This is a genomic window from Rhizobium sp. C4 (assembly GCF_021026315.1).
Classification (GTDB): domain Bacteria; phylum Pseudomonadota; class Alphaproteobacteria; order Rhizobiales; family Rhizobiaceae; genus Ensifer_A.
The window spans coordinates 1-25049 of sequence record NZ_JAJNCX010000019.1; the positions used below are offsets into that span (position 1 = coordinate 1).

Annotated in this window: 25 protein-coding genes; 14 read left to right on the forward strand and 11 right to left on the reverse strand. The window is 61.4% G+C overall.

Going from position 1 to position 25049, the window contains the following annotated elements; translation table 11 throughout:
• Positions 1-449: 449 nt before the first annotated feature.
• Positions 450-3137, reverse strand: coding sequence for an aconitate hydratase AcnA (gene acnA / locus LQK84_RS22800; RefSeq protein ID WP_230831099.1), 2688 nt, complete (start codon positions 3135-3137; stop codon positions 450-452).
• Positions 3138-3415: 278 nt separating this feature from the next.
• Here acnA and ccmA point away from each other — a divergent pair, with 278 nt between their 5' ends.
• The 6 genes from ccmA (at position 3416) to LQK84_RS22830 (ending at position 7489) form a co-directional block, all read left to right on the forward strand.
• Positions 3416-4042, forward strand: a complete 627-nt coding sequence (gene ccmA / locus LQK84_RS22805) for a heme ABC exporter ATP-binding protein CcmA (protein ID WP_230831100.1) — start codon at positions 3416-3418, stop codon at positions 4040-4042.
• A gap of 225 nt (positions 4043-4267) precedes the next feature.
• Complete coding sequence (gene ccmB, locus LQK84_RS22810; protein ID WP_230831101.1) at positions 4268-4927, forward strand: heme exporter protein CcmB; 660 nt, start codon at positions 4268-4270, stop codon at positions 4925-4927.
• A 64-nt stretch (positions 4928-4991) separates the two neighbouring features.
• The gene (locus LQK84_RS22815; RefSeq protein WP_230831102.1) at positions 4992-5759 is read left to right on the forward strand and encodes a heme ABC transporter permease; all 768 of its coding nucleotides are present in this window, start codon (positions 4992-4994) and stop codon (positions 5757-5759) included.
• Positions 5760-5763: 4 nt separating this feature from the next.
• On the forward strand, positions 5764-5970 hold the full coding sequence (gene ccmD, locus LQK84_RS22820; RefSeq protein WP_230831103.1) for a heme exporter protein CcmD: 207 nt from the start codon (positions 5764-5766) through the stop codon (positions 5968-5970).
• Positions 5967-6563 carry a DsbE family thiol:disulfide interchange protein gene (locus LQK84_RS22825; protein WP_230831104.1) on the forward strand — a complete coding sequence of 199 codons (597 nt, stop codon included), beginning with the start codon at positions 5967-5969 and terminating at the stop codon, positions 6561-6563. Before ccmD ends, LQK84_RS22825 begins: the two co-directional genes overlap by 4 nt.
• Positions 6564-6667: 104 nt before the next feature.
• Positions 6668-7489 (forward strand): DUF3800 domain-containing protein, encoded by an 822-nt coding sequence (locus LQK84_RS22830; protein WP_230831105.1) that lies wholly within the window; start codon positions 6668-6670, stop codon positions 7487-7489.
• A gap of 161 nt (positions 7490-7650) precedes the next feature.
• Here LQK84_RS22830 and LQK84_RS22835 read toward each other — a convergent pair whose 3' ends face one another.
• From LQK84_RS22835 to LQK84_RS22855, 5 genes are all read right to left on the reverse strand, one after another.
• On the reverse strand, positions 7651-8310 hold the full coding sequence (locus LQK84_RS22835) for a septation protein A (RefSeq protein ID WP_230831106.1): 660 nt from the start codon (positions 8308-8310) through the stop codon (positions 7651-7653).
• Between the two features lie 26 nt (positions 8311-8336).
• Positions 8337-9923, reverse strand: coding sequence for a signal recognition particle-docking protein FtsY (gene ftsY, locus LQK84_RS22840; protein ID WP_230831107.1), 1587 nt, complete (start codon positions 9921-9923; stop codon positions 8337-8339).
• Positions 9924-9939: 16 nt separating this feature from the next.
• Entirely contained in the window at positions 9940-11268 is a 1329-nt protein-coding gene (gene mtaB, locus LQK84_RS22845; RefSeq protein ID WP_442967007.1) for a tRNA (N(6)-L-threonylcarbamoyladenosine(37)-C(2))-methylthiotransferase MtaB, read from the reverse strand.
• Entirely contained in the window at positions 11238-12131 is an 894-nt protein-coding gene (dapF, locus tag LQK84_RS22850) for a diaminopimelate epimerase (protein ID WP_230831108.1), read from the reverse strand. The genes mtaB and dapF overlap by 31 nt, the downstream gene beginning before the upstream one ends.
• A gap of 88 nt (positions 12132-12219) precedes the next feature.
• Complete coding sequence (locus LQK84_RS22855) at positions 12220-13227, reverse strand: MBL fold metallo-hydrolase (protein WP_230831109.1); 1008 nt, start codon at positions 13225-13227, stop codon at positions 12220-12222.
• Positions 13228-13415: 188 nt separating this feature from the next.
• Between LQK84_RS22855 and LQK84_RS22860 the strand changes: the two genes are divergently transcribed.
• The gene (locus LQK84_RS22860) at positions 13416-15527 is read left to right on the forward strand and encodes a putative bifunctional diguanylate cyclase/phosphodiesterase (protein WP_230831110.1); all 2112 of its coding nucleotides are present in this window, start codon (positions 13416-13418) and stop codon (positions 15525-15527) included.
• Between the two features lie 5 nt (positions 15528-15532).
• Here LQK84_RS22860 and LQK84_RS22865 read toward each other — a convergent pair whose 3' ends face one another.
• Together LQK84_RS22865 and LQK84_RS22870 are read right to left on the reverse strand one after the other, a co-directional pair.
• Positions 15533-15970, reverse strand: coding sequence for a type II toxin-antitoxin system VapC family toxin (locus LQK84_RS22865; RefSeq protein ID WP_230831111.1), 438 nt, complete (start codon positions 15968-15970; stop codon positions 15533-15535).
• Complete coding sequence (locus LQK84_RS22870; RefSeq protein ID WP_230831112.1) at positions 15970-16215, reverse strand: type II toxin-antitoxin system VapB family antitoxin; 246 nt, start codon at positions 16213-16215, stop codon at positions 15970-15972. The genes LQK84_RS22865 and LQK84_RS22870 overlap by 1 nt, the downstream gene beginning before the upstream one ends.
• Positions 16216-16515: 300 nt before the next feature.
• Between LQK84_RS22870 and ffh the strand changes: the two genes are divergently transcribed.
• The 3 genes from ffh (at position 16516) to rpsP (ending at position 18853) form a co-directional block, all read left to right on the forward strand.
• A complete protein-coding gene (gene ffh / locus LQK84_RS22875) occupies positions 16516-18081 on the forward strand; it encodes a signal recognition particle protein (protein ID WP_230831113.1) in 1566 nt (521 codons plus the stop codon).
• A gap of 12 nt (positions 18082-18093) precedes the next feature.
• Complete coding sequence (locus LQK84_RS22880; RefSeq protein WP_230831114.1) at positions 18094-18399, forward strand: chorismate mutase; 306 nt, start codon at positions 18094-18096, stop codon at positions 18397-18399.
• A gap of 97 nt (positions 18400-18496) precedes the next feature.
• On the forward strand, positions 18497-18853 hold the full coding sequence (rpsP, locus tag LQK84_RS22885) for a 30S ribosomal protein S16 (protein ID WP_230831115.1): 357 nt from the start codon (positions 18497-18499) through the stop codon (positions 18851-18853).
• 73 nt (positions 18854-18926) lie between these two features.
• Here the strand turns inward: rpsP and LQK84_RS22890 are convergent, their stop codons facing one another.
• Positions 18927-19166: a hypothetical protein gene (locus LQK84_RS22890; RefSeq protein WP_230831116.1), complete on the reverse strand. Its 240-nt coding sequence runs from the start codon at positions 19164-19166 to the stop codon at positions 18927-18929.
• Positions 19167-19477: 311 nt separating this feature from the next.
• Here LQK84_RS22890 and rimM point away from each other — a divergent pair, with 311 nt between their 5' ends.
• Positions 19478-20092, forward strand: a complete 615-nt coding sequence (rimM, locus tag LQK84_RS22895; RefSeq protein WP_230831117.1) for a ribosome maturation factor RimM — start codon at positions 19478-19480, stop codon at positions 20090-20092.
• Entirely contained in the window at positions 20089-20787 is a 699-nt protein-coding gene (trmD, locus tag LQK84_RS22900; RefSeq protein ID WP_230831118.1) for a tRNA (guanosine(37)-N1)-methyltransferase TrmD, read from the forward strand. The genes rimM and trmD overlap by 4 nt, the downstream gene beginning before the upstream one ends.
• Here trmD and LQK84_RS22905 read toward each other — a convergent pair.
• Together LQK84_RS22905 and LQK84_RS22910 are read right to left on the reverse strand one after the other, a co-directional pair.
• Positions 20769-21515 (reverse strand): sulfite exporter TauE/SafE family protein, encoded by a 747-nt coding sequence (locus tag LQK84_RS22905; RefSeq protein WP_230831119.1) that lies wholly within the window; start codon positions 21513-21515, stop codon positions 20769-20771. The two genes, trmD and LQK84_RS22905, sit on opposite strands and share 19 nt — an antisense overlap.
• 103 nt (positions 21516-21618) lie before the next feature.
• Entirely contained in the window at positions 21619-23064 is a 1446-nt protein-coding gene (locus LQK84_RS22910) for an NCS1 family nucleobase:cation symporter-1 (RefSeq protein WP_230831120.1), read from the reverse strand.
• A gap of 331 nt (positions 23065-23395) precedes the next feature.
• Between LQK84_RS22910 and rplS the strand changes: the two genes are divergently transcribed.
• Both rplS and LQK84_RS22920 read left to right on the forward strand, forming a co-directional pair.
• Complete coding sequence (gene rplS, locus LQK84_RS22915) at positions 23396-23929, forward strand: 50S ribosomal protein L19 (protein ID WP_230831121.1); 534 nt, start codon at positions 23396-23398, stop codon at positions 23927-23929.
• Positions 23930-24026: 97 nt separating this feature from the next.
• Positions 24027-25046, forward strand: a complete 1020-nt coding sequence (locus tag LQK84_RS22920; RefSeq protein WP_230831122.1) for a glycosyl transferase family 90 — start codon at positions 24027-24029, stop codon at positions 25044-25046.
• The last annotated feature ends 3 nt before the right edge of the window (positions 25047-25049 follow it).

Sequence of the window (25049 nt, forward strand, 5' to 3'; positions counted from 1 at the left end):
CCCCACCAAGGGGGAGATGGAAGCAAGCGGTCGCGTCATCCTCCAATCTCCCCACTTGTGGGGGAGAAAGCGATTTCGATGGCTTAGCCGAAGGCTAAACATCAGAAATCGCAAGAGAGGGGGGGCTTGTCACGTAGCGTCTCCAGCCTCCGTCATGCCGGACCTGATCCGGCATCCAGTGCGCGATGTCCATCGCGCGGGAAACTCCATTCACGAAGCACTCCCTTAAATGAGTCCTTTCAGCCCGCAGACGCGGGCTGGCTGGATCCCGGATCAAGTCCGGGATGACGGAAACAAGAGGTAAGCGCAAATCAACAAAAAACCGCCGGACGATCTCTCATCCGGCGGTTCGTATTCGTAAGGTCGTCCCCCTCACCAAGCCTGCTTCGCCAATCGCCTAACGGCTCTTGGAGCAGGCTATCCTCTCCCACAAGGGGAGAGGACAGGCATCACGCAGCCAACTGGCGCAGCACCGTCTGAAGGATGCCGCCGTTGTTCATGTAGGTGACTTCGTCGAGCGTATCGATGCGGCAGATGATCGGGATGTCCTTCACCGTGCCGTCGCCATAGGTAACCTTGGCGATCTTCTTTTCGCGCGGCTTGACGTCGGCCAGGCCCTCGATGGTGACGAGTTCGTCGCCCTTGAGGCCAAGTGTTTCCCAGGTCGTGCCGTCCTCGAAGACGAAGGGCACGATGCCCATGCCGACGAGGTTGGAGCGGTGGATACGCTCGAACGACTGGGCGATCACGGCCTTGACGCCGAGCAGGTTGGTGCCCTTGGCAGCCCAGTCACGCGACGAGCCGTTGCCATATTCGACACCGGCGAAGATGACGAGCGGAACGCCCTCGGCCTTGTACTGCATGGCCGCATCGTAGATCGACATCTCTTCCTTGGACGGATAGTGGATGGTGTAGCCACCTTCCTTGCCGTTCGGGCCGAGCATGTGGTTGCGGATGCGGATATTGGCGAACGTGCCGCGCATCATGACCTCATGGTTGCCGCGACGCGTGCCGTACTGGTTGAAGTCGGCAACGGCCACGCCATGACCCGTGAGGTAGGCACCAGCCGGCGAAGCCGCCTTGATGGAGCCGGCCGGCGAGATATGGTCGGTGGTGATCTTGTCGCCGAAGAGACCCAGAACGCGGGCGCCCTTGATGTCGGAAATGCCGCCGAGCTTCATGCCCATGCCGACGAAGTAAGGCGGGTTCTGGACATAGGTCGAGTTGTCGTCCCAGGCATAGGTCTGCCCGGTCGGCGCCTGAACGGCCTGCCAGTTGGCGTCGCCCTTGAACACATCCGCATACTTGGCCGCGTAGATTTCGCGGGTCACGTATTTCATGATGTATTCCTGGATTTCCTTCGTCGAAGGCCAGATGTCCTTCAGGTAAACCGGGCCATCCTTGCCTTCGCCGATCGGCTCCTTGGTGAGGTCCTTCTGGACCGAACCAGCCAGAGCATAGGCGACGACGAGCGGCGGCGAAGCAAGGTAGTTCGCCTGCACGTCGGGCGACACGCGGCCTTCGAAGTTGCGGTTGCCGGAAAGAACGCCGGCGGCAATCAGGCCCTTGTCGTTGATCGTCTTGGAGATCGGCGCCGGCAGCGGGCCGGAATTGCCGATGCAGGTCGTGCAGCCGAAGCCGACGAGGTTGAAGCCCAGCGCATCGAGATCCTTCTGGAGGCCCGAATTGTTGAGGTATTCAGCAACAACCTGAGACCCAGGGGCCAGCGAGGTCTTCACCCACGGCTTCGTCTTCAGGCCCTTGGCGACCGCGTTGCGGGCGAGCAGGCCGGCGGCGATCAGCACGGACGGGTTGGACGTGTTGGTGCAGGACGTGATGGCGGCAATCGCCACGTCGCCATGGCCGAGATCGTAATCCGTGCCTTCAACCGCGTAACGGTTGGAAAGCTGGCCGGGCTTCTTGTAGTCGTTTTCGAGCGCGGCAGCGAAGTTCGGCGCGATCGTTTCGAGCGGCAGGCGGCCTTCCGGACGCTTCGGGCCGGCCATGGAGGGCACGACGTCGCCGAGATCAAGCTCAAGAGTGTCGGTGAAGACGAGGTCGGAACCGTCGCCAACGCGCCACATGTCCTGCGCCTTGGAATAGGCTTCGACGAGCGCGATACGGTCGGTGTCGCGGCCGGACATGGTCAGGTAGTTGATGGTTTCGCCGTCAACCGGGAAGAAGCCGCAGGTCGCGCCATATTCCGGACCCATGTTGCCGATCGTCGCACGGTCGGCGAGCGACATGGCGTCGAGGCCGGGGCCGAAGAATTCAACGAACTTGGAGACAACGCCCTTCTTGCGCAGCATCTGCACGACGGTGAGCACGAGGTCGGTCGCGGTCACGCCTTCCTTGAGCTTGCCGGTCAGCTTGAAGCCGATGACTTCCGGCAGCAGCATGGAAACCGGCTGGCCGAGCATGGCAGCTTCAGCTTCGATACCACCAACGCCCCAGCCGAGAACGCCGAGACCGTTGATCATGGTGGTGTGGCTGTCCGTGCCGACGCAGGTGTCGGGATAGGCGATGGTTTCGCCGTCTTCTTCCTTGGTCCAGACCGTCTGGCCGAGATATTCAAGGTTCACCTGGTGACAGATGCCGGTGCCGGGCGGAACGACGCGGAAGTTCTTGAACGCCTGCTGGCCCCACTTGAGGAACTTGTAGCGCTCTTCGTTGCGCTCATATTCCAGTTCCACGTTGCGGGCGAAAGCGCGCGCCGTGCCGAATTCGTCGACGATGACCGAGTGGTCAATGACCAGGTCGACGGGAACGAGCGGGTTGATCTTTTCCGGATCGCCACCGAGCGCCTTGATGCCATCACGCATGGCGGCAAGGTCGACGACGGCGGGAACGCCGGTGAAGTCCTGCATGAGAACGCGGGCCGGGCGATAGGCGATTTCAGCCTCGACCTTGCCCTTGTTGACGAGCCAGGCGGCGCAGGCTTCGATATCGGCCTTGGTGACGGAGCGGCCGTCTTCGTTGCGCAGCAGGTTTTCCAGAACCACCTTCATCGAATAGGGCAGCTTGGAAATGCCGGCGAGACCGTTCTTCTCGGCGGTGGGAAGGCTGTAATAGACATAGTCCTTGCCGTTGACGGTAAGCGTCGAGCGGCATTTGAAACTGTCAATAGATGTAGCCACGGATAGAACCCCGTTTCGTCTGTTCGCCAAATTTGACGTGCGGACGCCCGAGCGCTTGAAATTCGCGCAAATGGGATGCGGGTACGGCCATTTCCGCTGTCCGCACGAGAATATCTTCCTCAAGAATTCACGTTCGGCGCAAGGATAATGATCACGCCGGCCGCTGGCGTGTTGCGGGCGTTATAGATGTTTTCTAAAGAAGGTTCCAGACCTGCAAAGGTCCAAGCGTGTAATTTTTTTGCAGTGCGGTGAAGCACTTGCAGTTGGGGCGGTGGGATATGCGGTTCGAGGCGCAGGCGCTTTCGGCAAGGCGGGGCGAAGACCTCCTTTTCCGCGACATTTCCTTCACGTTGCAAGACGGCGAGGCGTTGGTCGTGACGGGTCCGAACGGCTCGGGCAAGTCGACGCTTCTGCGCGTGCTCGCCGGTCTTTTGCCGCAGGAGGAGGGCACGGTGCGATTCGCCGACGGCGCGGAAGACCGCCCCGCCCGCGAGGCCTGCCACTATCTCGGCCACCGCAACGCCATGAAACGCGAACTGACGGTGGAGGAAAATCTCTCCTTCTGGGCCGCCTTCATGACCAAGGAGGGCGCCGCTCCCGGCATGCATATCGACGAGGCCGCCGAATCGGTCGGCCTCTCCGGCCTCACCCACCTCCCCTTCGGCTACCTCTCCGCCGGCCAGCAACGCCGCATGGCGTTTGCCAAACTCCTCGTGGCCAAGCGCCCAGTGTGGATTTTGGACGAGCCGACGGCCGCGCTGGATGTGAAGGCGGATGCGATGTTTGCCGGATTGTGCCAGACCCATCTGGCCGAAGGCGGCATGCTGATCGCGGCAACGCATCAACCGCTGGGGATCGATAACGTGAAGGCGCTGGTGATGAAGGGGTTTGAGTATGGGGAATAGGCTCCAGATAAGACCGTCATCCTCGGGCCTGTCCCGAGGATCTGACCACATCATCACACACGCGGGGATGCCGAAACACGCGGCCCTCACAGCAGATCCTCGGGACAAGCCCGAGGATGACGCAGGCAGGCACGGCGGCGCCACAGCCAATCTCCCCCCTTGCGGGGGAGATGCCCGGCAGGGCAGAGGGGGGTGCCCCACCCACAACTACGCGAGCCCCCGCCCATGATGGCCCTCCTCCTCCGCGATCTCCGCCTCTCCATCCGCGCCGGCGGCGGCGCCATGATCGGCGTGCTCTTCTTCATGGCCGTCGTCGCCGTAATCCCCTTTGGCGTCGGGCCGGATTTGAACCTCCTGTCCCGCATCGGCCCGCCCATCCTCTGGATCGGCGCGCTGCTCGCCTCCCTTCTAGGCCTCGACCGGCTGTTTCAGGCCGATCGCGAGGACGGGTCGCTGGATCTCATGCTGATGCAGGAAACGCCGCTGGTGCTGACGGTCTTCGTCAAATGTCTGGCGCATTGGCTGTCGCACAGCCTGCCGCTTGTCATCGCCTCGCCGCTCCTGGCGCTCTTCATGAACATGGATGCGCTGTCGGTCGGCGCCACCGCGCTGACGCTGCTGGTCGGCACGCCGGCGATCACCTTCATCGGCGCGGCCGGGGCGGCGGTCGCCGTCTCGCTGCCGCGCGGCGGGCTGCTGGTCTCGATCCTCGTCCTGCCGCTGACCATCCCGGTGCTGATCTTCGGCGCGGGCGCGGCCTATGCGGCGACGCAGGACCCCTCGCCCTTCCTGCCGCCCTTCCTCTATCTCATCGCGCTCACCCTGATCTTCGCCGTGATCGGGCCGCTGGCCGCAGCACTGGCGCTTCGGGCCTCTTCCGACTGATCAAAACTTCTTGAGTTGACCAAGATCAATTGCAGCTTGCCGGGCCAGACGGTAAAAGGGCGCCATGACAGATCAGAGCCTCGCCATCACCAGGTTTTCCGACCTCGCCAACCCGGCCAAGTTCATTGCGCTGGCAGGAAAGCTCATTCCCTGGCTGGCGGGCGTGACCGCGCTCCTCTTCGCCGTCGGCCTGTGGCTCTGTTTCACCACCGAGAGCGACTACCAGCAGGGCGAAACCGTCCGCATCATGTATATCCATGTGCCGGCCGCGTGGCTCTCGATGATGTGCTACACGATCATGGCGGTCTCCGCCGTCGGCACGCTGGTCTGGCGCCATCCGCTGGCCGACGTTTCGGCCCGCGTCGCGGCACCGCTCGGCGCTGCCTTCACCTTTGTCGCCCTCGTCACCGGCTCGCTCTGGGGCAAGCCGATGTGGGGCACATGGTGGGTCTGGGATGCGCGGCTCACCTCCGTCTTCATCCTCTTTCTCATGTATCTCGGCCTGATCGCCTTCAACCGCGCCATGGACGACCCGTCGCGCGCAGCCCGTGTTTCGGCCGTCATGATCCTGATCGGCTTCGTCAATATCCCGATCATCAAGTTCTCGGTCGACTGGTTCAACACGCTGCACCAGCCGGCCTCCGTCGTGCGCATGGGGGGCCCTGCCATCGACAGCGAATTCCTGCGCCCGCTTCTCGTCATGGCCATTGCCTTCACCATGCTCTTCTTCACGCTGCATATGATGGCGATGCGCACCGAGATCTGGCGCCGCCGCGTCGCCGCCATGCGCCGCATCGCTGCCCGTTCGGCAGCAGCCGGTCAGGAGGGCTAAGCTCATGGAACTCGCCCATAACGAAGGCTATGTGCTGGCATCCTACGCGATCACGGCTGTCGCCATGGTCATCATCATCGGCTGGGTCTACATCGACAGCCGCAGCCGGCAGCGCGAATTGAAACGGCTGGACGAGGCCGGCATACGCCGCCGCTCGGCACGGACCGCCGCGGCAGACCAGACGGTCACAGGAAAGACAAGCGACGCATGACAGACCAGAACACGGAAGAGCCCGTCCGCCCGAAGCTCTCGCGCCTCGGCGTCATCATCGCCTTCCTGCCCATCGTCACCTTTCTGGCACTGGCCGGCATCTTCTGGAAGCAGCTGACCGCCGGCGGCAATCCGGCGACACTCCCCTCCGCCCTGATCGGCCGTCAGGCCCCGTCGCTGAACCTCAATGCGCTCGAAGGCTCCAAGCGCCCGGCGCTGATCGATGCCGCCGTGAAGGGCAAGCTGACGCTCGTCAACGTCTGGGCCTCGTGGTGCATTCCCTGCCGCGACGAGGCGCCGGAAATCATGGCGATCTCCAAGGACCCGCGCATCAACGTCGTCGGCATCAACTACAAGGACAAGACCGACAACGCGCTTGCCTTCCTCGGCGATTTCGGCAACCCCTTCGCCGCCATCGGCACAGACCCGAACGGCGCTGCGGCCATAGATTGGGGCGTCTACGGCATCCCGGAAAGCTATCTGGTCGATGCGAATGGCAAGATCGTCTTCAAGAGGGTCGGCCCGTTTGATCCGGCCAGCATCGAGAAAGAGCTGATGCCGGCGGTCGAGAAGGCGCTGGCGGGTAAGAGTTAGGTCAGAATGCCCCCCAATTAGGCGGCCAAGACATTACGCCACTACTTCCGGTAGATGAGACTTGTGTTTATAAGCGTAAGCGTCAACAATTGATCTGGCCGCTTATGCCCACAACGCTGAATCTTTACCTTGATGACTCCGGGACACGACATCCGACACGCGACCCCGGAAAGAGGGCTGACCATGGATACGATTGGTTCGCATTGGGCGGCATACTTGTTCGCAGCGACGAAGAAGAAGTAGCCAGAAACGATCACCGCGACTTCTGCAAGAAATGGGACGTCAAGGCACCACTTCATTCATCAGAAATCAGATCTCAGAATCGCAATTTCGACTGGCTACGGCAGTTGGATGCGGGAGAGAAAACGCAGTTTTATGAGGATCTCTACGATCTTATGCGCAGAGCGCCGGTCATAGGCATTGCATGCACAATTGACCGGCCAGGCTACAATGCCCGCTATTTGGAAATGTATCAGAAGCGCCCATGGCAGCTTTGCAAGACTGCATTCACCGTTGTTGTCGAACGGGCCGTAAAATTTGCGAGAAGCAAGGACTTGAAGCTTCGGGTGCATCCGGAACGATGCAACAAGCCTGAAGACAGTTTGCTGAAAGCTTACTACGATGAACTCAAGACTTCCGGAATGCCATTTGCAAAAGATAGCTCCGGAAAATATGCGCCACTGACAAGCGTTGAGTTGAGCGCATCCCTTTACGAATTTCAGCTGAAATACAAGACATCGCCTATGGCTCAGCTAGCTGACCTCTTTCTATGGCCCATTTGCATGGGCGGTTATCATGCGAGCAATCGTCCTTATAAGCGGCTGATGGAAGACGGAAAACTAATTGAATGTCACATCGAAAAAGACGACTGGCCTATGTTGGCATCGAAATATAGCTGCTTTGAACAGGTTCATCGGAAGCCATAAAGACGCAAAAAGCTCCTGACGTTTCCGCCGGAGCTTTATGGCGACCGCAAAGGCGATCTCGTGGGTCAGACCCAAAACCACCATAGCCAAAACCCCTAAAGGTTGCAATAAGAAATACAGTTTTCGCTTGACAAAAAGTCCATACGGAGTCCGTCGAAGATTCACGAATCTCTTTTCGTCTCCCCCTCATCCTCCAGCGAATGCTTCATGATGAGCGGCATTTGCGACATGGTGAAGAGGATGGTGATGGGCATCGTGCCCCAGACCTTGAAGGTGATCCAGGCGTCGTCGGAGAAATTGCGCCAGACGACTTCATTCAGCACAGCGAGAAACAGGAAGAACAGGCCCCAGCGGAAGGTGAGCTTGCGCCAGCCCTCGTCATCCAGCCGGAAGGCCGCGTTGAAGACATAGCCGAGCAGCGACTTGCCGAAGAAGAGCCCGCCCAAGAGCACCGCGCCAAAGAGCGCATTGATGATCGTCGGCTTCATCTTGATGAAAAGCTCGTTCTGCAAATAGATGCCGAGCCCGCCGAAGACGAGCACCACCGCGCCCGACACGAAGGGCATGAGCGGCAGATGCTTCACCACGATCTTGGACACGATGAGCGAGAGAACCGTCGCGACCATGAAGAAGGCGGTGGCCACGAACAGCGGACCGCCGAGCTTTTCCAGCACCGGGAAATGCTTCACCAGCCATTCGCCGCGCAGATTGGCGAAGAAGAAGACAAGGATCGGCCCGAGTTCCAGCGCCAGTTTCAGGCCGACATTCTCGCGCGGTACGGCGATGGCGGCAGATTTCGGGTTCAGGCTTTCGTCAGTCATTGACGATGATCCTTCGTGTAAATGGTTCAGGCAATGCCTGCGATGGCGCTGGCGAAATCCTTCGCCTCGAAGGGTTCGAGATCGTCGATCCCCTCGCCCACGCCGATGAAATAGACCGGCAGCTTGTGCTTGGCGGCAATGGCCACCAGAATGCCGCCGCGCGCCGTGCCGTCGAGCTTGGTCATGACGAGGCCTGAAACGCCCGCGACATTGCGGAAGATTTCCACCTGTTGCAGGGCGTTCTGCCCGGTCGTCGCATCCAGTGTCTGCAGGACCGTATGCGGCGCATCCGGATCGAGCTTGCCGAGAACGCGCACGATCTTCTCAAGCTCGGCCATCAGCTCCGTCTTGTTCTGCAAGCGCCCGGCCGTGTCGATGATCAGCACGTCGGACTTCTTTTCTATGGCTTTTTTATAGGCGTCATAGGCAAGACCGGCCGCGTCTGCGCCGAGTTGCGTGCCGATGAATTCGGAACCGGTGCGCCCGGCCCAGATCTTCAGCTGCTCGATGGCCGCCGCGCGGAACGTATCGCCGGCCGCGAGCATCACCTTCAGCCCCGCGCCGGAGAGCTTGGCGGCGAGCTTGCCGATCGTCGTCGTCTTGCCCGTGCCATTGACGCCAACGACGAGAATGACATGCGGCTTGTGATTGAGGTCGAGTTCAAGCGGCTTGGCAACGGGCGCCAGAACCTTCTCGATTTCGCCCGCCATGATGCGGCTCACATCCTCGCCGGTCACGTCGCGGCCATAGCGCTCGGCAGACAGGGCGCCCGTGACGCGCATCGCCGTTTCGACGCCCAGATCGGCGCGGATGAGCAACTCTTCCAGCTCCTCAAGCGTATCGTCATCCAGCTTGCGCTTGGTGAAGAGCGAAGAAATCTGCTGGGTGAGCTGCGAGGACGTGCGGAAAAGGCCAGCCTTCAGCCGCTGGAACCAGGATTGCTTGACCTGCGGTGCGGGTGCGGCAGGCTCAACCTTGCGGTCAGACGCAGAGGCGAAGCCCTTGGGAAGGGCTGGCACGGGAGCCACCGCGTCTTCCACACTAACAGACGTTTCGGGCTCCGCGAGGCGATGATGCGGCGACGGTTCAGCGAGGGGTGCGGTTTCGGACGGCGCTTCATCAGAAACGGCTTCGTCCGGAGCATCCCCCTCTGTCGGCTGCGCCGACATCTCCCCCTCAAGGGGGGAGAGGGGCGTCGGGGCTTCGGGCTCGGGTTCCGGCACGCCGGCATCCCAGTCGGCCAGGGCCTCGGCCTGTTCGTGATCGACATCGGTGACGTGGACCGGCTCCGGCGAAGGCGCGTGCTCGGCGGCAAATTCTTGCGCCGTTTCGTCCGAAACGCCCGCTGCGGGCTCCGGGTCAGGCAGACCGGCGTCCCATTCGGTACGCTCAATGGCCTCTTCCTTGGTGAGATCGACGTCATGGGCCTCGGCGGGGGCGTCGGCGGTTGGGGCACCCCCCTCTGTCGGCTTTGCCGACATCTCCCCCTCAAGGGGGGAGATTGGCTGAACGGCGGGCGCAGCGGCCTGCGTCTCGACAACCTCGGAGGGCTTGGTCGCCTCGTCGTCCTTCTTGCCGAAGGAGAAGACTTTCTTGATGAAACCGAGCGCCATTTCTCGTCCGTCTCGTTCAGGCCGCGCTGGCGGCGATTGCGTCATGCGTCAGATGCTTGCCGTCGTGACCGGAAATCCTGATCTCGGCAAAGGTTCCGGGGTCAAGTTCAGGCGTCCGCACACTCGTGAAGTTTTCCGTATGCGCCATGCCGCCGCGTTCGGCAAGTACGATCTGGCGCGTGCCGGTCATGGCAGCAAGATGGGCCTGCGCCAGGCCTTCGCCAACCTCGCGAAGGCGGGCGGCACGGGCCTTGACGAGCCCGCGATCCAGCTGCGGCATCCGCGCGGCAGGCGTGCCCTCGCGCGGGCTGAAGGGGAAGACATGCAGATGCGCAATGCCGATCTCCTGCGCCAGCCGCAAGGAATTTTCGAAGGCCTCCTCCGTCTCGGTCGGAAAGCCGGCAATGATATCCGCCCCGAAGGCCATGTCGGGCCGAAGCCTCCGCGCCTCGGCGCAAAAGGCCAGCGCATCGGCGCGGGCGTGCCGCCGCTTCATCCGCTTCAGGATCAGGTCGTCACCATGCTGAAGCGACAGATGCAGATGCGGCATGAAGCGCGGCTCGTCCGCAATCAGGTCCATCAGATGTCGGTCGGCCTCGATGGAATCGATGGAGGAAAGCCTGAGCCGGCGGATCTCCGGCACCTGCTTGAGGATCGTCTTGGCCAGCAAGCCCAGCGTCGGCGCGCCCGGCAGATCGGCCCCATAGGAGGTCGCGTCCACGCCGGTCAGCACCACTTCGGCATAGCCGGACGCCGCAAGCTCGCGCACCTGATCCACCACCGCGCCCATCGGCACGGAACGCGAATTGCCGCGACCATAGGGAATGATGCAGAAGGTGCAGCGATGGTCGCAGCCGTTCTGCACCTGCACGAAGGCGCGCACATGACCGTCGATCAGCCGCACCATTTGCGGCGCGGTCTCGGTCACGCTCATGATGTCGTTGACGCGGGCCTTTTCCGCAGCTGAAACGCCGAAATCCGGCAGCGATCGGTAAGCCTCGGCTTTCAGTTTGTCGTCATTGCCGATCACCGCATCCACTTCCGGCATGGCGGCGAAATCATGGGCGGCAACCTGTGCGGCGCAGCCGGTGACGACGATGCGGGTGGACGGGTTTTCGCGCCGCGCGCGGCGGATCGCCTGGCGGGCCTGGCGCACGGCCTCAGCCGTCACGGCGCAGGTATTGACGAGAATGGCGTCGGTGAGGCCGGCTTCAGCCGCCTGCGCCTTCATGACTTCGGATTCGTAGGTATTGAGACGGCAGCCGAAGGTGATGACCTCGACGCCCGTCGAAGCGACTGTCGAATCCGGGCCGCTCAAACCGCAACCGCCTCGTCGGCCTGCCATTCGCCCGTTGCCGGATCAACCGTGCCGGACCATTCCCAGGTGGCCGGGCCGGTCATGACGACGTGATTGTCGAGCCGCCATTCGAGCTCGAGCGAGCCAGGCGGAATGGAACTCGCAACATTGATCGTCACCTTGCGGCCCGTGCGGCCCGTGCGCGCACCACTGACGGCCGCCGAACAGGCAGCCGACCCGCAGGCGAGCGTCAGACCCGCGCCGCGTTCCCAGGTCCGCGTCGTCATCGAGGTCGGCGATGTGACCTGCGCGATGGTGATGTTGCAGCGCTCGGGGAAGATCGGGTGATTTTCCAGAAGCGGGCCGAACTTTTCCAGATCGTAGGACCAGACATCGTTGTCGACCCAGAAGATCGCATGCGGATTGCCCATCGACATGACGGAGGGCGAATGCAGCACCGGATTGTCGATCGGCCCGATCTGCAGCTCGATGCGGCTCGTGTCGTGAAACTCTTCAGCGAGCGGAATACGGTCCCAGTCGAAGACCGGCTCGCCCATGTCGACCGAGATCAGCCCGTTCTCATGCTCCTGAGCATTGAGAATGCCGGCAATCGTCTGGAAGGTGAAGGCATGCTTGCCGGTCTCGGCGGCCAGCGCCTGCACCACGCAGCGCGTGCCATTGCCACAGGCCTGCGCTCTGGTGCCATCGCAATTGAGAATGTCGATATAGGCGTCCGTGCCATCCAGCTTCGGATCGTAGACCGCCATGATCTGATCGAACTTGGTCGCCGGATCGGCAGCGAGCGCGATCGCCGCCTGCGGCGTCACCTTGTCCCTGCGGCCGCGCATGTCGATGACAAGGATCTTGTTGCCAAGCCCGTTCATCTTCGCAAAGGGGGCGCGTTCAGACATGATATCGCTTTCTTTTCGGCCGTAACGGCATTGCTCATTTCCTGCCTATATGGCCGAAAAAGCGGGGAATTTCCAGAGGTCCAGCCTATCACACCTGCGGCACATCGAAAACGGCGCCCGGCTGGAGCGCCGGAAAGCGTTCCGGCGAGATACCGGCGGCATGCAGGGCCGCATGCAGCTCCCGTTCGGGATGATAGATATTCTCGTTGGTGAGCTGGAAGGTGAACCAGTGATGCCCGGCCGCATAGGCGGCGTTGCAAAGCCTCATCCCCTCAACCGCCTCTTCCGGGTTCTGGTGCTGCGCCTTCATGAACCAGCGCGGCTCGTAGGCCCCGATCGGCAGTATGGCGAGGCGGAAGCGCCCGTATTTCTCGCCCGCCGCGCGGTAATTCACGCCATCATGAAAGCCGGTATCGCCGATGTGATAGATCAGTCCGCCCGGCGTCTCGATGACGAAGGCCGCCCAGAGCGCGAAACGGCGGTCATTGACGCCGCGCGCCGACCAGTGATGCGCGGGCTCGCAATGAAAGACGAGACCGTGGCCGAAATCGAAACGGTCGCCCCAGTCCATGACTTCAAACCTTGCATGCGGGATCGCGCGACGGATGATCGTGTCATTGCCAAGCGGCGTGACGATCAGCGGGTTATGGATGCGCACCAGACGTTTCAGCGTCGCGATATCGAGATGGTCGTAGTGATTATGCGAAACGATGACGACATCGATCGGCGGCAGGTCCTCGAAGCGGATGCCCGGATCGTTTGCCCGGCGCGGCCCTGCGAAGCTGAAGGGACTGACGCGTTCCGACCAGACCGGATCGGTGAGGATGGAAAAGCCGTTCGTCTGGATCAGCATGGACGCATGGCCGACCATCGTCACGCGGAGCCTGTTTCCCGCAATGCGTGCCAGAGGCTTCGCCTGCGGGAACGGCGAGGCAACCGCAGGTGGCCACGGCTGGGGCTTCTCACGAAACCGCCATTGCAACACCTTGGAAAAACCGCCTGGCTCGACACCATCGGGATTGAAGAACCGCTTTCCATCGAAATGATCGGACACGGGGCCTTTGTAATAGGGATTTCCAGTTGCCTTGAATGTCATACTGCAGTCTTGCCTATCGTTCGACGCACATCCGCATAACGCAATGGGGGGCCTGTTGGTTGCGTGCAGTCCCTTCCGCCTCCCTAAGCCCACAACTTAAGGATTAAACCCCTGCTTTATAAGGGGAATCAGAAAATCTTAAGCTCTTGATGCGATGAATCCGCTCTCAATGTAGCGAGTGTATTTATATGCTGGATGTAATTTTATGCATTGCGGTAGAGCATGATCTCAAACTGGTCGTGCTTGCCGCCATCATTTGCATACTCGGCAGCTGGCTCTCGTTCCGTCTTTTCGATCGCGGGCTCAGGGATCGCGGTCTGATCACGCTGGGATGGAATTTCCTGGCGGCCACCGCGGCCGGCTCCTCCGTCTGGTCAACGCATTTCATCGCCATACTCGCCTTCAAGACCGGCGCGCCGGTTAGCTTCGATCCCGTGCTGACAATCGTCTCGCTGCTGATCGCCATCGGCAGCATTTTTGTCGGCATGGCCGCCACAAGCCTGCCGATCCCTTTTAGCGCGGCGGCGGGCGGCACGCTTGTAGGTCTCGGCATCGCCGCCATGCACTACGCTGGCATGAACGCCTATCACATAGAAGGTCTGGTCAACTGGAGCCGGACATTCGTCATCGCCTCCGTGATCGTCAGCATCGCCGCCTCGATCCTGGCACTGGAACTGATGAAGCGAGAGCGCACGACGGCACGGCCTGAAAAGGCCGCAGGCATATTCGCGCTTGGCATCATCGGACTGCACTTCACCGGCATGGCCGCCATGACGGTTACGCCGCTTGTCCTTCGCGGAATGAGCGTGGAACAGGGCTCGTATCTCGCCATGGCCATGGCGATTGCCCTCGCCTGTCTGGTCATCGCCGGCACCGGTCTCACATCCTTTGTCATCGACCATCGCATGCGCAGCGATTCCGATCGCAAACTGTGTCGGATGGCGCTCTACGACAGTCTGACCGGGCTGCCCAATCGGCCGAACTTCACCGACAAGCTTCTGGCCGCCATCGATCACAGCAACAGGACCGGCGAAGGCTTCGCCTGCATCGGGATGGATCTCGACCGCTTCAAGGAGATCAACGACCTGCGGGGCCACGCAGCCGGCGACGCCGTGCTGGGAGAGGTCGGCGAGCGCCTGGCGTCGCTCAAGTCCGATCGACTGTTTGTTGCCCGGCTTGGCGGCGACGAATTTGCCGTGATCTGCCGCTGCATGAATGACAAGCTCGTCTTCGAAGACATGATGCAGATCAAGAATGCGCTTGTCCGCCCGATCACGCTTGGCGACGGAACGGAAGTCAGCATCGGCGTGAGCCTCGGCGCGGCCTTCTATCCCGCCGATGCGCCGGACGCGCAGGAACTGGTGAGCCGCGCGGATCTTGCCATGTATCGCGCCAAGGCAAGCCCGATCACGTCGATCTGCTTCTATGATTCCTGCATGGATGAAGTCGTGCGCCAGCGCAAGGCGCTCGCGGCCGATCTGAAAAACGCGCTGGCCAATGGCGAACTCGAATTGTTCTATCAGGTGCAGAATGCGGTCGACACCGAAGAGGTCATCGGCTTCGAGGTCCTGCTGCGCTGGCGCCATCCGGTCCGCGGCATGGTTTCTCCCGTCGATTTCATTCCGATCGCCGAAGAAAGCGGCCTGATCATGGATATCGGCCGATGGGTCCTGCAGACCGCCTGCGAACAGGCCTCCAGATGGCCGAACGACCTGCGCATCGCCGTGAACCTCTCGCCCATCCAGCTCAGCGACCCCAAGCTGCCCGCCATGGTCCGCATGGTGCTGGAAGAGACGGGACTGGCACCAAACCGGTTGGAGCTGGAACTGACGGAATCGTCGATCATCGAGAACCGCGAGCGCACATTGTCGCTTCTCCTGCAGGTCAAGGCGCTCGGCGTGACGATCGCGCTCGACGACTTCGGCACGGGTTATTCATCGCTCGAAACCCTGAGAACATTCCCCTTCAACAAGATCAAGCTCGATCGTTCCTTCATGAACCAGATCGAGGAAAGCCCGCAGGCGCGCGCCATCATCCGCGCCGTGCTCGCCATCGGCAAGAGCATGGATGTTCCGGTGCTGGCCGAAGGTGTCGAGACCCGCAGCCAGCTGGAAATCCTGCGTCAGGAAGGATGCGACGCGATGCAGGGCTATCTGCTCGGCAGGCCGGTGCCGCATGACGATATCGTCGCAAGCTTCGGTTCCGGCGATGAGGTCGGCGGACGCCGCGTCGCAACGTTGCGCGCAATCATCAAGACAACCGCCGAACCGCAGGTCCGCCACGCCTCGCTGGCCAGCTGAACCGATCAGGCAGCCGCAATATCCGTCTGCGAGAAATCCGCCCCGGTGAAGAGAAGCGGCACATCCGCGCGTTTGGCCGAGGCATAGGAAAAGCAGTCGCCGAAATTCAGCCGCGCCGGATGCCCTGTCCCGCGCCCATAGCGACGCGCGGCATCAAGCGCAAGCTTGTGAAGCCCGGCCTCAAGCGGCATTTCGACGGCGTCGACTTCGGCAAAGAAGGCCTCCACCCGGCGCTCAACTGCGTCAAAGATGTCCGGCGGGGTCGGCTGGTGATCACCGAAACGAGATATCGTCACTTTCTTCGCGATGCTGACAACCGCCTCGTAAACGACGAGCGATGTGTAGAAGACCGGCCTTTCGGCTTTCGCCAGCACAGCAGCCAGCCTGGATGCATCGGGTTCATCCGTCAGGACGGCCACGACTGCGGACGCGTCCAGGAACATCAGACCTCCCACCCCTCATCCATGAAGGCCTTTTCGTCAAACTCGGCCTTGTGCGGACCCATCATGGCCTTGATCGAATCCTGGATCGGCCTGATGCGCTCCGCAAGGCTCAGCGGCTCGGGCGCCGCAGCCAAGGCCTTCTCCAGCGCCACACGCACGGCTTCCGTCTTCGTCTTCGCACCCATGCGATGCTGCAATTCGGTGGCGAGCGCATCGACGCTCGGATCGCGGATATAGAGGGACATGGACGCAGCCTTGAGACTGATGAATATTCCTCGAATATAGTTGGAATATTCAATCCGGACAATGGCGGGCCGACACCGAAACCCCGGCAACGCCCGCCAAGCCTTGACTTTCCGCCACCTTTGCTGTTAAAGCCCCGCAAAATCCGTCTCAAGGCAAGCTTGAGCCACTGACCGGGACTTCGATCCCGGAGGTCAACATCCGGCAGCGCTGTGCGCCCCCGGATGCCAAACTGCTTTGGGCTTGCATTTAAGTTGGACAATACCGACGTTTCGGACACCCGAAACGAAAAGGACGAAACGATGTTTGAAAACCTCCAGGAACGTCTTGGCTCCATTCTGAATGGGCTGACCGGACGTGGCGCGCTTTCGGAGACGGACGTTTCCGCAGCGCTGCGCGAGGTGCGCCGTGCGCTTCTGGAAGCAGACGTGGCGCTCGAAGTCGTTCGCGCCTTTACCGATCGCGTCCGCGAAAAGGCCGTTGGCGCGGAAATCCTGAAGTCGATCAAGCCCGGCCAGATGGTCGTCAAGATCGTCCATGACGAACTGGTCGACATGCTGGGCACGGACGGCGAAGGCATCAGCCTTAACGCCGCCGCCCCGGTCGTCATCATGATGGTCGGTCTCCAGGGCTCGGGCAAGACCACGACCTCGGCCAAGATCGCCAAGCGGCTGACGACGCGCGAGCGCAAGAAGGTCCTGATGGCCTCGCTCGACACGCGCCGCCCGGCAGCACAGGAACAGCTGCGCCAGCTCGGCGTCCAGACGGGCGTCGACACGCTGCCGATCATTGAAGGCCAGTCGCCGGTCGATATCGCCGCCCGCGCCGTACAGGCTGCCAAGCTCGGCGGCCATGACGTCGTCATCCTCGACACCGCCGGCCGTACCCACATCGACGAGCCGTTGATGGTGGAAATGGCCGACATCAAGAAGAAGTCGGCCCCGCATGAAATCCTGCTGGTCGCCGATGCGCTGACCGGTCAGGACGCCGTCAACCTCGCCCGCAATTTCGATGAGCGCGTCGGCATTACCGGCCTCGTGCTGACCCGCATGGACGGCGATGGCCGTGGTGGTGCAGCGCTTTCGATGCGCGCCGTCACCGGCAAGCCGGTCAAGCTGATCGGCGTCGGCGAAAAAATGGATGAACTCGACGAGTTCCATCCCCGCCGTATCGCCGACCGAATCTTGGGCATGGGCGACATCGTCTCGCTGGTCGAGCGCGCCGCCGAAAACATCGACGCCGAAAAGGCCGCCGCCATGGCTGCCCGCATGGCCAAGGGCAAGTTCGACCTGAACGACATGGCCGACCAGATCCGCCAGATGGAAAAGCTCGGCGGCATGGGCGGCATCATGGGGATGATGCCCGGCATGTCCGGCATGAAGGACAAGATGGCCGCAGCCGGCCTGAATGACAATATTTTCAAGCGCCAGCTCGCCATCATCTCCTCGATGACCAAGGCCGAGCGCGCCAACCCCGATATCCTCAAGCATAGCCGCAAGAAGCGCATTGCGGCCGGCTCCGGCACGGACGCCTCCGACATCAACAAGCTCCTGAGAATGCACCGCCAGATGGCCGACATGATGAAAATGATGGGCGGCAAGAAGGGCGGCATGATGAAGCAGATGATGGGCGGGCTGGCCAACAAGATGGGTCTGGGCGGCATGATGGGCGGCGGCATGCCCGACCTCTCCAGCATGGACCCCAAGCAGCTGGAAGCACTGGCCAAGCAGGCGGAAGCCTCGGGCCTCACCAAGGGCATGGGCGGTCTTCCGGGCGGATTGCCGAGCGGTCTTCCCGGTCTCGGCGGCGCGAAATTGCCGGGTCTCGGCGGGCTTCCGGGCCTGCCCGGGCTGCCGAAGAAGAAGTAAGGAGAGCGTTTCGTGATCGATCCCGAAATCAAGTCCAGGCTCGCCGGCTATCGCCAGTCGATCGACAATATCGACGCAGCCCTTGTCCACATGCTCGCCGAGCGCTTCCGCTGCACCAAGGAAGTCGGCGTCTTGAAGGCCACGCATGAATTGCCGCCGTCTGATCCGGCGCGCGAGGAATACCAGATCGAACGTCTTCGCCGTCTGGCGAAGGAAGCCAATCTGGACCCGGATTTCGCCGAGAAGTTCCTGAACTTCATCATCAAGGAAGTCATCCGGCATCATGAAGCCATCGCTGCCGAACACAACGGCAAGTGAAGGCGAAAATAAAGAAATAACCGGCACTTAGCCGACAACGAACTGAACCAAAATCGCCGCCTCAAAGCGGCACATCAATGCCTGAAGGAGAATTAAAATGGCACTGAAGATTCGTCTCGCCCGCGGTGGCTCCAAGAAGCGTCCGTACTACCACATCGTCATTGCTGACGCTCGCTCGCCGCGCGACGGCCGTTTCCTGGAGAAGGTCGGTTCCTGGAACCCGATGCTCGCCAAGGACGCCGAAGGCCGCATCGTCATCGACAATGCACGCGTTCAGCATTGGCTCGACAACGGCGCGCAGCCGACCGACCGCGTTCTGCGCTTCCTGAACGAAGCTGGCATTGCCAAGCGCGAAGCCCGCAACAACCCGGAAAAGGCAAAGCCGGGCAAGAAGGCCGTCGAGCGCGCCAAGGAAAAGGAAGCCAAGGCCGCTGAAGCCGCTGCTGCGGAATAAAGCGTCTAATAAAAAACCAACCGATGCGGAAGCGTCGGTTGGTCAATTGCTGAGGATCGAGTTGCTTAGTACGTCAGTTCAAAGTGCTCATGAGCTGAACTGCGACCGCCTTCGATCCCTCATGCTTCTCACCGCGAAAAACCTCTCCAAGACGATGAGTATTCGTCCCGAGGTGTTGTGCAATGATGTTGTACTTTATGCGTTGAAGACGCATAATTTGCGCCGTCACAGCCTCATCAAAAGTCAGAGATTTCCGTTCAACAACGACAGGGTTGATTTCAACACCTGTAATTGGATGCAGCATGCTAGCCATAGTCGGCTCCCATAAAGGGCCGATACGGTCTTGACGTATTCGGCATCATGAATCATGGTGCCTGGGTGATAACACGCAGCCCGTATCGGCTGTTTCGCTTATGCCGACACGTCTGAACCACGTGTCGGCATTAATTTTTAGTTCGAGTCCGATGTTGGAGTCCCGCTAGTTTTCTCCTAACGTAGGGTAAGATAGCGTTATCCACAGATTTTACCCGGCTCCGCGCGTTTTTTATTGAAAACGGTCGGTCATTTTCGCAGCGAGGCGCTGTCTTCTCGACATCAGACGTCTAGTACTGGCGAATCATAGCAATGAAAAAACTCAAAAACCCCGTTCTCATGGCAACCATCGGCGCGGCACAGGGCCTGCGTGGCGAGGTGCGCGCCAAGACCTATACGACCGAGCCGACGGCGCTTGGCGATTACGGCAACCTGCATGCCGCTGACGGGCGCGTGTTCGAGATCCTCGACATTCGCGAGATGAAGGACATGGCCGTCGTCCGCTTCAAGGGCGTCAACGACCGCAATGCCGCCGAAGCACTGCGCGGGCTGGACCTGTTCATCGAACGCGACAACCTGCCCGCCGACCTGCTGGAAGACGACGAGTTCTTCTATGCCGATCTCGAAGGGCTGGAAGCCTTTGACGCGACTGGCAAGAGCTATGGGATCGTCAGCGGCATTTTCGATTTCGGCGCTGGCGACCTGCTGGAGCTGAAGGCCCCGGCCAAGCGCCCGCTGCTCATCCCCTTCTCCGAAGCTGCCGTGCTGGAAATCGACCTTGAAGAAGGCCGCATTCTGGTCGACCCGATCGCTGCCGGTCTCGTCGATGATGGCGAGAAGGACGGCGAAGACGGACCGGGCAGCCGCAAGCGCAGCCCGCCGAAAGGCAATGGCCCGAAGAAAGGCAACGGAGACGCGGAAACGTGACCTTCCGCGCCACCATCCTCACGCTTTATCCGGAAATGTTTCCGGGCTTTCTCGGCCAGTCCCTGTCCGGCAAGGCGCTGGAGCGCGGCGCATGGGCGATCGAGCCCGTCCAGATCCGCGATTTCGCCACCGACAAGCACCGTTCGGTCGATGACACGCCATCGGGCGGCGGGGCCGGCATGGTGCTGCGCGCCGATATTCTGGCGAAAGCCATCGATTCCGTGAGTGTTTCTGGCGGCGACGACGAGCGCCCGCGCCTTCTCATGAGCCCGCGTGGGCGACCGCTGACGCAAAGCCGTGTCCGCGAACTGGCCGAAGGTCCCGGCGCGGTGATTGTCTGCGGCCGTTTCGAAGGCGTCGACCAGCGCGTCATCGACGCCCGCAATCTCGAGGAAGTGTCGATCGGCGACTATATCCTTTCCGGCGGCGAACCGGCGGCGATGATCCTGCTCGACGCTATCATCCGCGTTCTGCCGGGCGTCATGGGCAATGAACAGTCGGGCGTGCATGAAAGCTTCGAAAGCGGGCTGCTCGAGCACCCGCATTACACCCGCCCGCCCGTCTTCGAGGGCCGCGAAATCCCGGACGTCCTCACCTCCGGCAATCACGCCAAGATCGAGAAATGGCGGCACGAACAGGCGCTGAAGCTGACCGCCGAGCGCCGGCCGGATCTCCTTCAAGCCTTGAAGAAATAATATCCCGCCAGAAACAACCCGACCGCGATCACCGCGTAGCGCAGGAAAGCCTGCGGCACGCGCTTGGCCAGCCAGACGCCATAATAGCCGCCGATGGCAGCGCCGGGCAGCATGATGATGCCATGCAGCCACGAGATGGCGCCGCCCGCCGTGAAGACGACGATGGCGACGGCGGCGATCACGATGGAGAGAAAATTCTTGATGGCATTGAGCCGATGATAGTCGCCGCCGGTCGCAAGACCGAGCGAGGCGAGCATCATGATGCCCATGCCGGCCCCGAAGAACCCGCCATAGATCGACACGATGAATTGCGTGACGATGCCGGTCGGTGAATTCGGCGGATGCTCCTTCTCCACCTTGGGCCGCAGTTTCGGCCCGGCCGCAAAGAGGGCGGTCGCGGCAATCAACAGCCACGGCACCAGCCGCCTGAAGGAGGGATTGTCCAGCGACAGCAGCAGAAGCGCGCCACCCAGCGACCCGACAAGCGAGATCGCCGACAGGATCAGGATCGGCCTCCATTCGCGGGCGATTTCCTTGCGATAGGCGAGCGCTGACGTGATGTAGCCCGGAAACTGCACGATGGACGAGGTGGCATTCGCCGCAATCGGCGGCACGCCGAACAGCGTCATCGCGCCGAAGGTGAGAAAGGTTCCGCCACCGGCCACGGCATTGATCGCGCCGGACAGAAGCCCGGCCACGAAAAGCAGAATTGCAGACAGGATCGTCATGTCTCCCCCCAAATCCTCTCCTTCAAGGCCTCTCCCCAAGGCCTAGCCCCCGGACCTCTCCGGCCGGGGGCTAGCATGGATCGGAGGACGGTGCCAAGCGGGATTACGCCCGGCGCGCCTGCGGACGGATGTTGGCGAGAACCATGTAGCAAAGCCCGCCAACGGCGACGCCAAAGAACCAGCCATAGGTGCCCCACCAGGCGGGAAGCACCGTGGTGAAGGTCGGCAGGATCGAGGAGAAGACGGCCCCGACGACAAAGGCGATCAGCGCATTGACGTTCCAGCCGCCCTCGAAGCGGAATTCGCCATTCTCGTGATAGAGCGCTTCGACATCCACCTCGCCCTTCCGGATGAGATAGTAGTCCACCATCATGATCCCGAAGACCGGCCCCATGGTCGAGCCGATGAAGTTGACGAAATGGGCCGCCCCCGTTTCCCACGGCGCAAACGGATAGAGCACGAGCGCAATGAAGGCCGCGATATAACCGCCGCGCTTGAAGTTGATCTGGCGCGGGAAGACATTGGCAAAGTCGAAGGCCGGCGAGACGAAGTTTGCCACCACGTTGATACCGAGCGTGGCAACCGCAAAGGTCAGCGCGGCCAGTACCGCCAGGAACCAGCTGTCAAACTTGGCCGAGATCGCATCGGGATGCAGCAGCACCTCGCCATAGACCGTATAGGCCGCCGTCGTCGTGACGCCGGCAACGAGGCAGAAGGCGAGCAGGTTGACCGGCAGGCCCCAGAGATTGCCCTTGCGCAACGTTGCCTGATCCGGCGCAAACCGCGAAAAGTCGCAGAAATTGAGATAAAGCGCTGCGAAATAGGTGATCCAGGTCGCGGCAACCGCAGCAAGGGCTGCAAACGAGCCAGGAGCGCCGGAAACGCCCGCATCCTTGGTGGCAGTCAGCAGAACATCCTGCGGAATATTGCCGCCGAAGGAGAAGGTGCCGGCCTTGACGATGAGATAGATCGCCAGCAGCAGCATCATGATCCAGACCGCAGGCCCGGCCCAGTCCTGGAACTTGCGCACTGTCTCCATGCCGCGCTGGATGATGAGCAGCTGCAGCGCCCAGATGATCACGTAGCAGATCACTTCCAGCGTCGAATGGCCGAGCATGTGGCTCGACTGGTGGAAGGCAAGCAGGCTTTCATTGCGGATGAGCAGCGCGACGATCGCGCCCGAAGCGGCGGACGTCTGCGCGCCATACCAGAAGCAGGCGACGATGGCCCGCACCAGCGCCGGCAGGTTCGCCCCGAACGTACCGAAGGAGGCGCGCGCCAGAACCGGGAAAGGCACGCCGGTCTTCACGCCCGCATTGCCGACAAGACTCATCAGCACGAAGATGACCAGCGAACCGATGCCGATCGCAATGACGAAATTGATGAAACTGCCGCAGAGCAGGAAAAGGCTCGCGGCCAGATAATAGCCCCAGAGGCTGTGAACGTCGGAGGTCCAGACGTTGAAGATGGAAAATGCGCCCCAGTTGCGCGTTTCGGCGGGCGCCAGATCCTCGTTGTAAAGCGAGGGTGACGGATTGTTGACAGACATGCTACTCCCCTTTGACAGAAGGCCGCCCTCCCCGGCAGCCTGGATACTCGGCCTAAATTTTAGGCAAATGCGAATTAATTCCTCTTTCCGGTGAAATGCAAGGCTTGCCTTACCTTTAACTCACAGCATAGAAGGGGGTGACAAAGCCGGCGCGCTGGTGTATACGCCCGCCCGGAACTGATGGGCTGGACCTAGGTCTAAAGCCGCAACCGTTACCAATAAAGAACTGGCGAACCCGCTACCGCCTCTTCATGAGGCGCATTCCCGAGGCTTTGGCCGAAGAATGACGTGAGCGCTCTGGCTGTTTCAGAAGAAAGCAAGGTTGAAGACAATGAACATCATCGAACAGCTTGAGGCCGAACAGGCCGCCAAGATCGCCGCCAAGCGCACGCTTCCCGAATTCTCGCCGGGCGACACCGTCCGCGTCAACGTCCGCGTTGTCGAAGGCAACCGTACCCGCGTTCAGGCCTATGAAGGCGTTTGCATCGCCCGCAAGGGTGCAGGCATCAACGAAAGCTTCACGGTTCGCAAGATCTCCTACGGCGAAGGCGTCGAGCGCGTATTCCCGGTTTACTCTCCGCTGGTCGAAGGCGTTGAGATCGTTCGCCGCGGTAAGGTCCGTCGCGCCAAGCTCTACTACCTGCGCGACCTGCGCGGCAAGGCTGCCCGTATCATTGAAAACACCGGCACGCGCGCCCGCAAGCTGAACGACAGCGAGCGTCAGGCTCTGGCTGAAGAAAAGGCACGCATCGAGGCCGAGAAGGTCGCTGCTGCCCAGGCTCTGGCTGCTGAAAAGGCCGCCGCTGAGGCTGCCGAAGCTGCTGCTGCCGCTGAAAAGGCTGCTGCAGAAGCCGCCGCTGAATAAGCCGCTTCGCCTGTTGCATTTTAAGGAAGGCCGCCGGTATGATCCGGCGGCTTTCTTTTTTGCAGAATCAAGGCACGACCGGGGACAGCCGCTGCTGATGCATGGGATATCGGAAGAAGTTGTCGCTGCCGTCAGGCGGCTGAACTATTACGCGACCGGCGTCGTGCGCGAACTCGTGCCCCGTTCTCTCTTCCGTTTCGAGCATGATGCGATTTTCCGCGAGCTGGAAGATACAGGCGCCCTGCCCGCCCTTCTTGAGCGGGTGAACTACTATAACGGCCTCGTGCCCGGCCGCCACGCACTCCCCTCGACCCGCATCGATTCCATCGACCGGTCCAGAAGCCGCTATTTCATCGATCTCGCAGAGCATCTGCGCTTCTTTCCGGCGCATCTGAGGATCGACAGCCTTTTTGGCGACATCACGCATGTCCCGCCCGTGCCGAGTGTGCTGAAAAGCCGCCCGATCGATGGCGACAACGCCAACTCTGTCCTGCTCAATCTCGACAAGTTCCGGCATTTCCGGCTGTTCGACGACCCGGTGCCGTTTTCGAAGAAGACGCCCAGGGCGGTCTGGCGCGGCAGCATGAACAATCCGCTGCGCGCAAACCTCGTCTCCGGCCACGCCAACAGTCCGTTCTGCGATGTCGGCCATGTCAGCCGCAACTTCACGGAAGTCCCGCCCAGGGACGTGCTGTCACCGGTGCAGCAGTTTCAATATCGCTACATCATCTCGGTGGAAGGCTGCGATGTCGCCACGAACCTGAAATGGGTGATGGCCTCCGGCAGCGTCTGCATCATGCCGCGCCCGCGCTTCGAGACCTGGTTCATGGAAGGCCGGCTGATCCCCGACCATCACTATGTCGAGGTGCGCGACGACTTCTCCGATCTCGAGGAAAAGATCGAAGCGCTGGAAGCCGATCCGATGCGCGCCCGCGAGATCGTCGCAAACGCCAACCGGCATATCGGCATGTTCCTGCAGCGCAGAAACGAGAAGCTGACCTCGCTTCTCGTCCTGCAGAAATATTTCGAGGCGACGGGGCAGCTGCCGCCTTCGGCCTTCACCGAAGGCTTTTTCAGCGTGGCCGACGCAGAGCCCCGCATGCTGATGACGGCCTGAGCC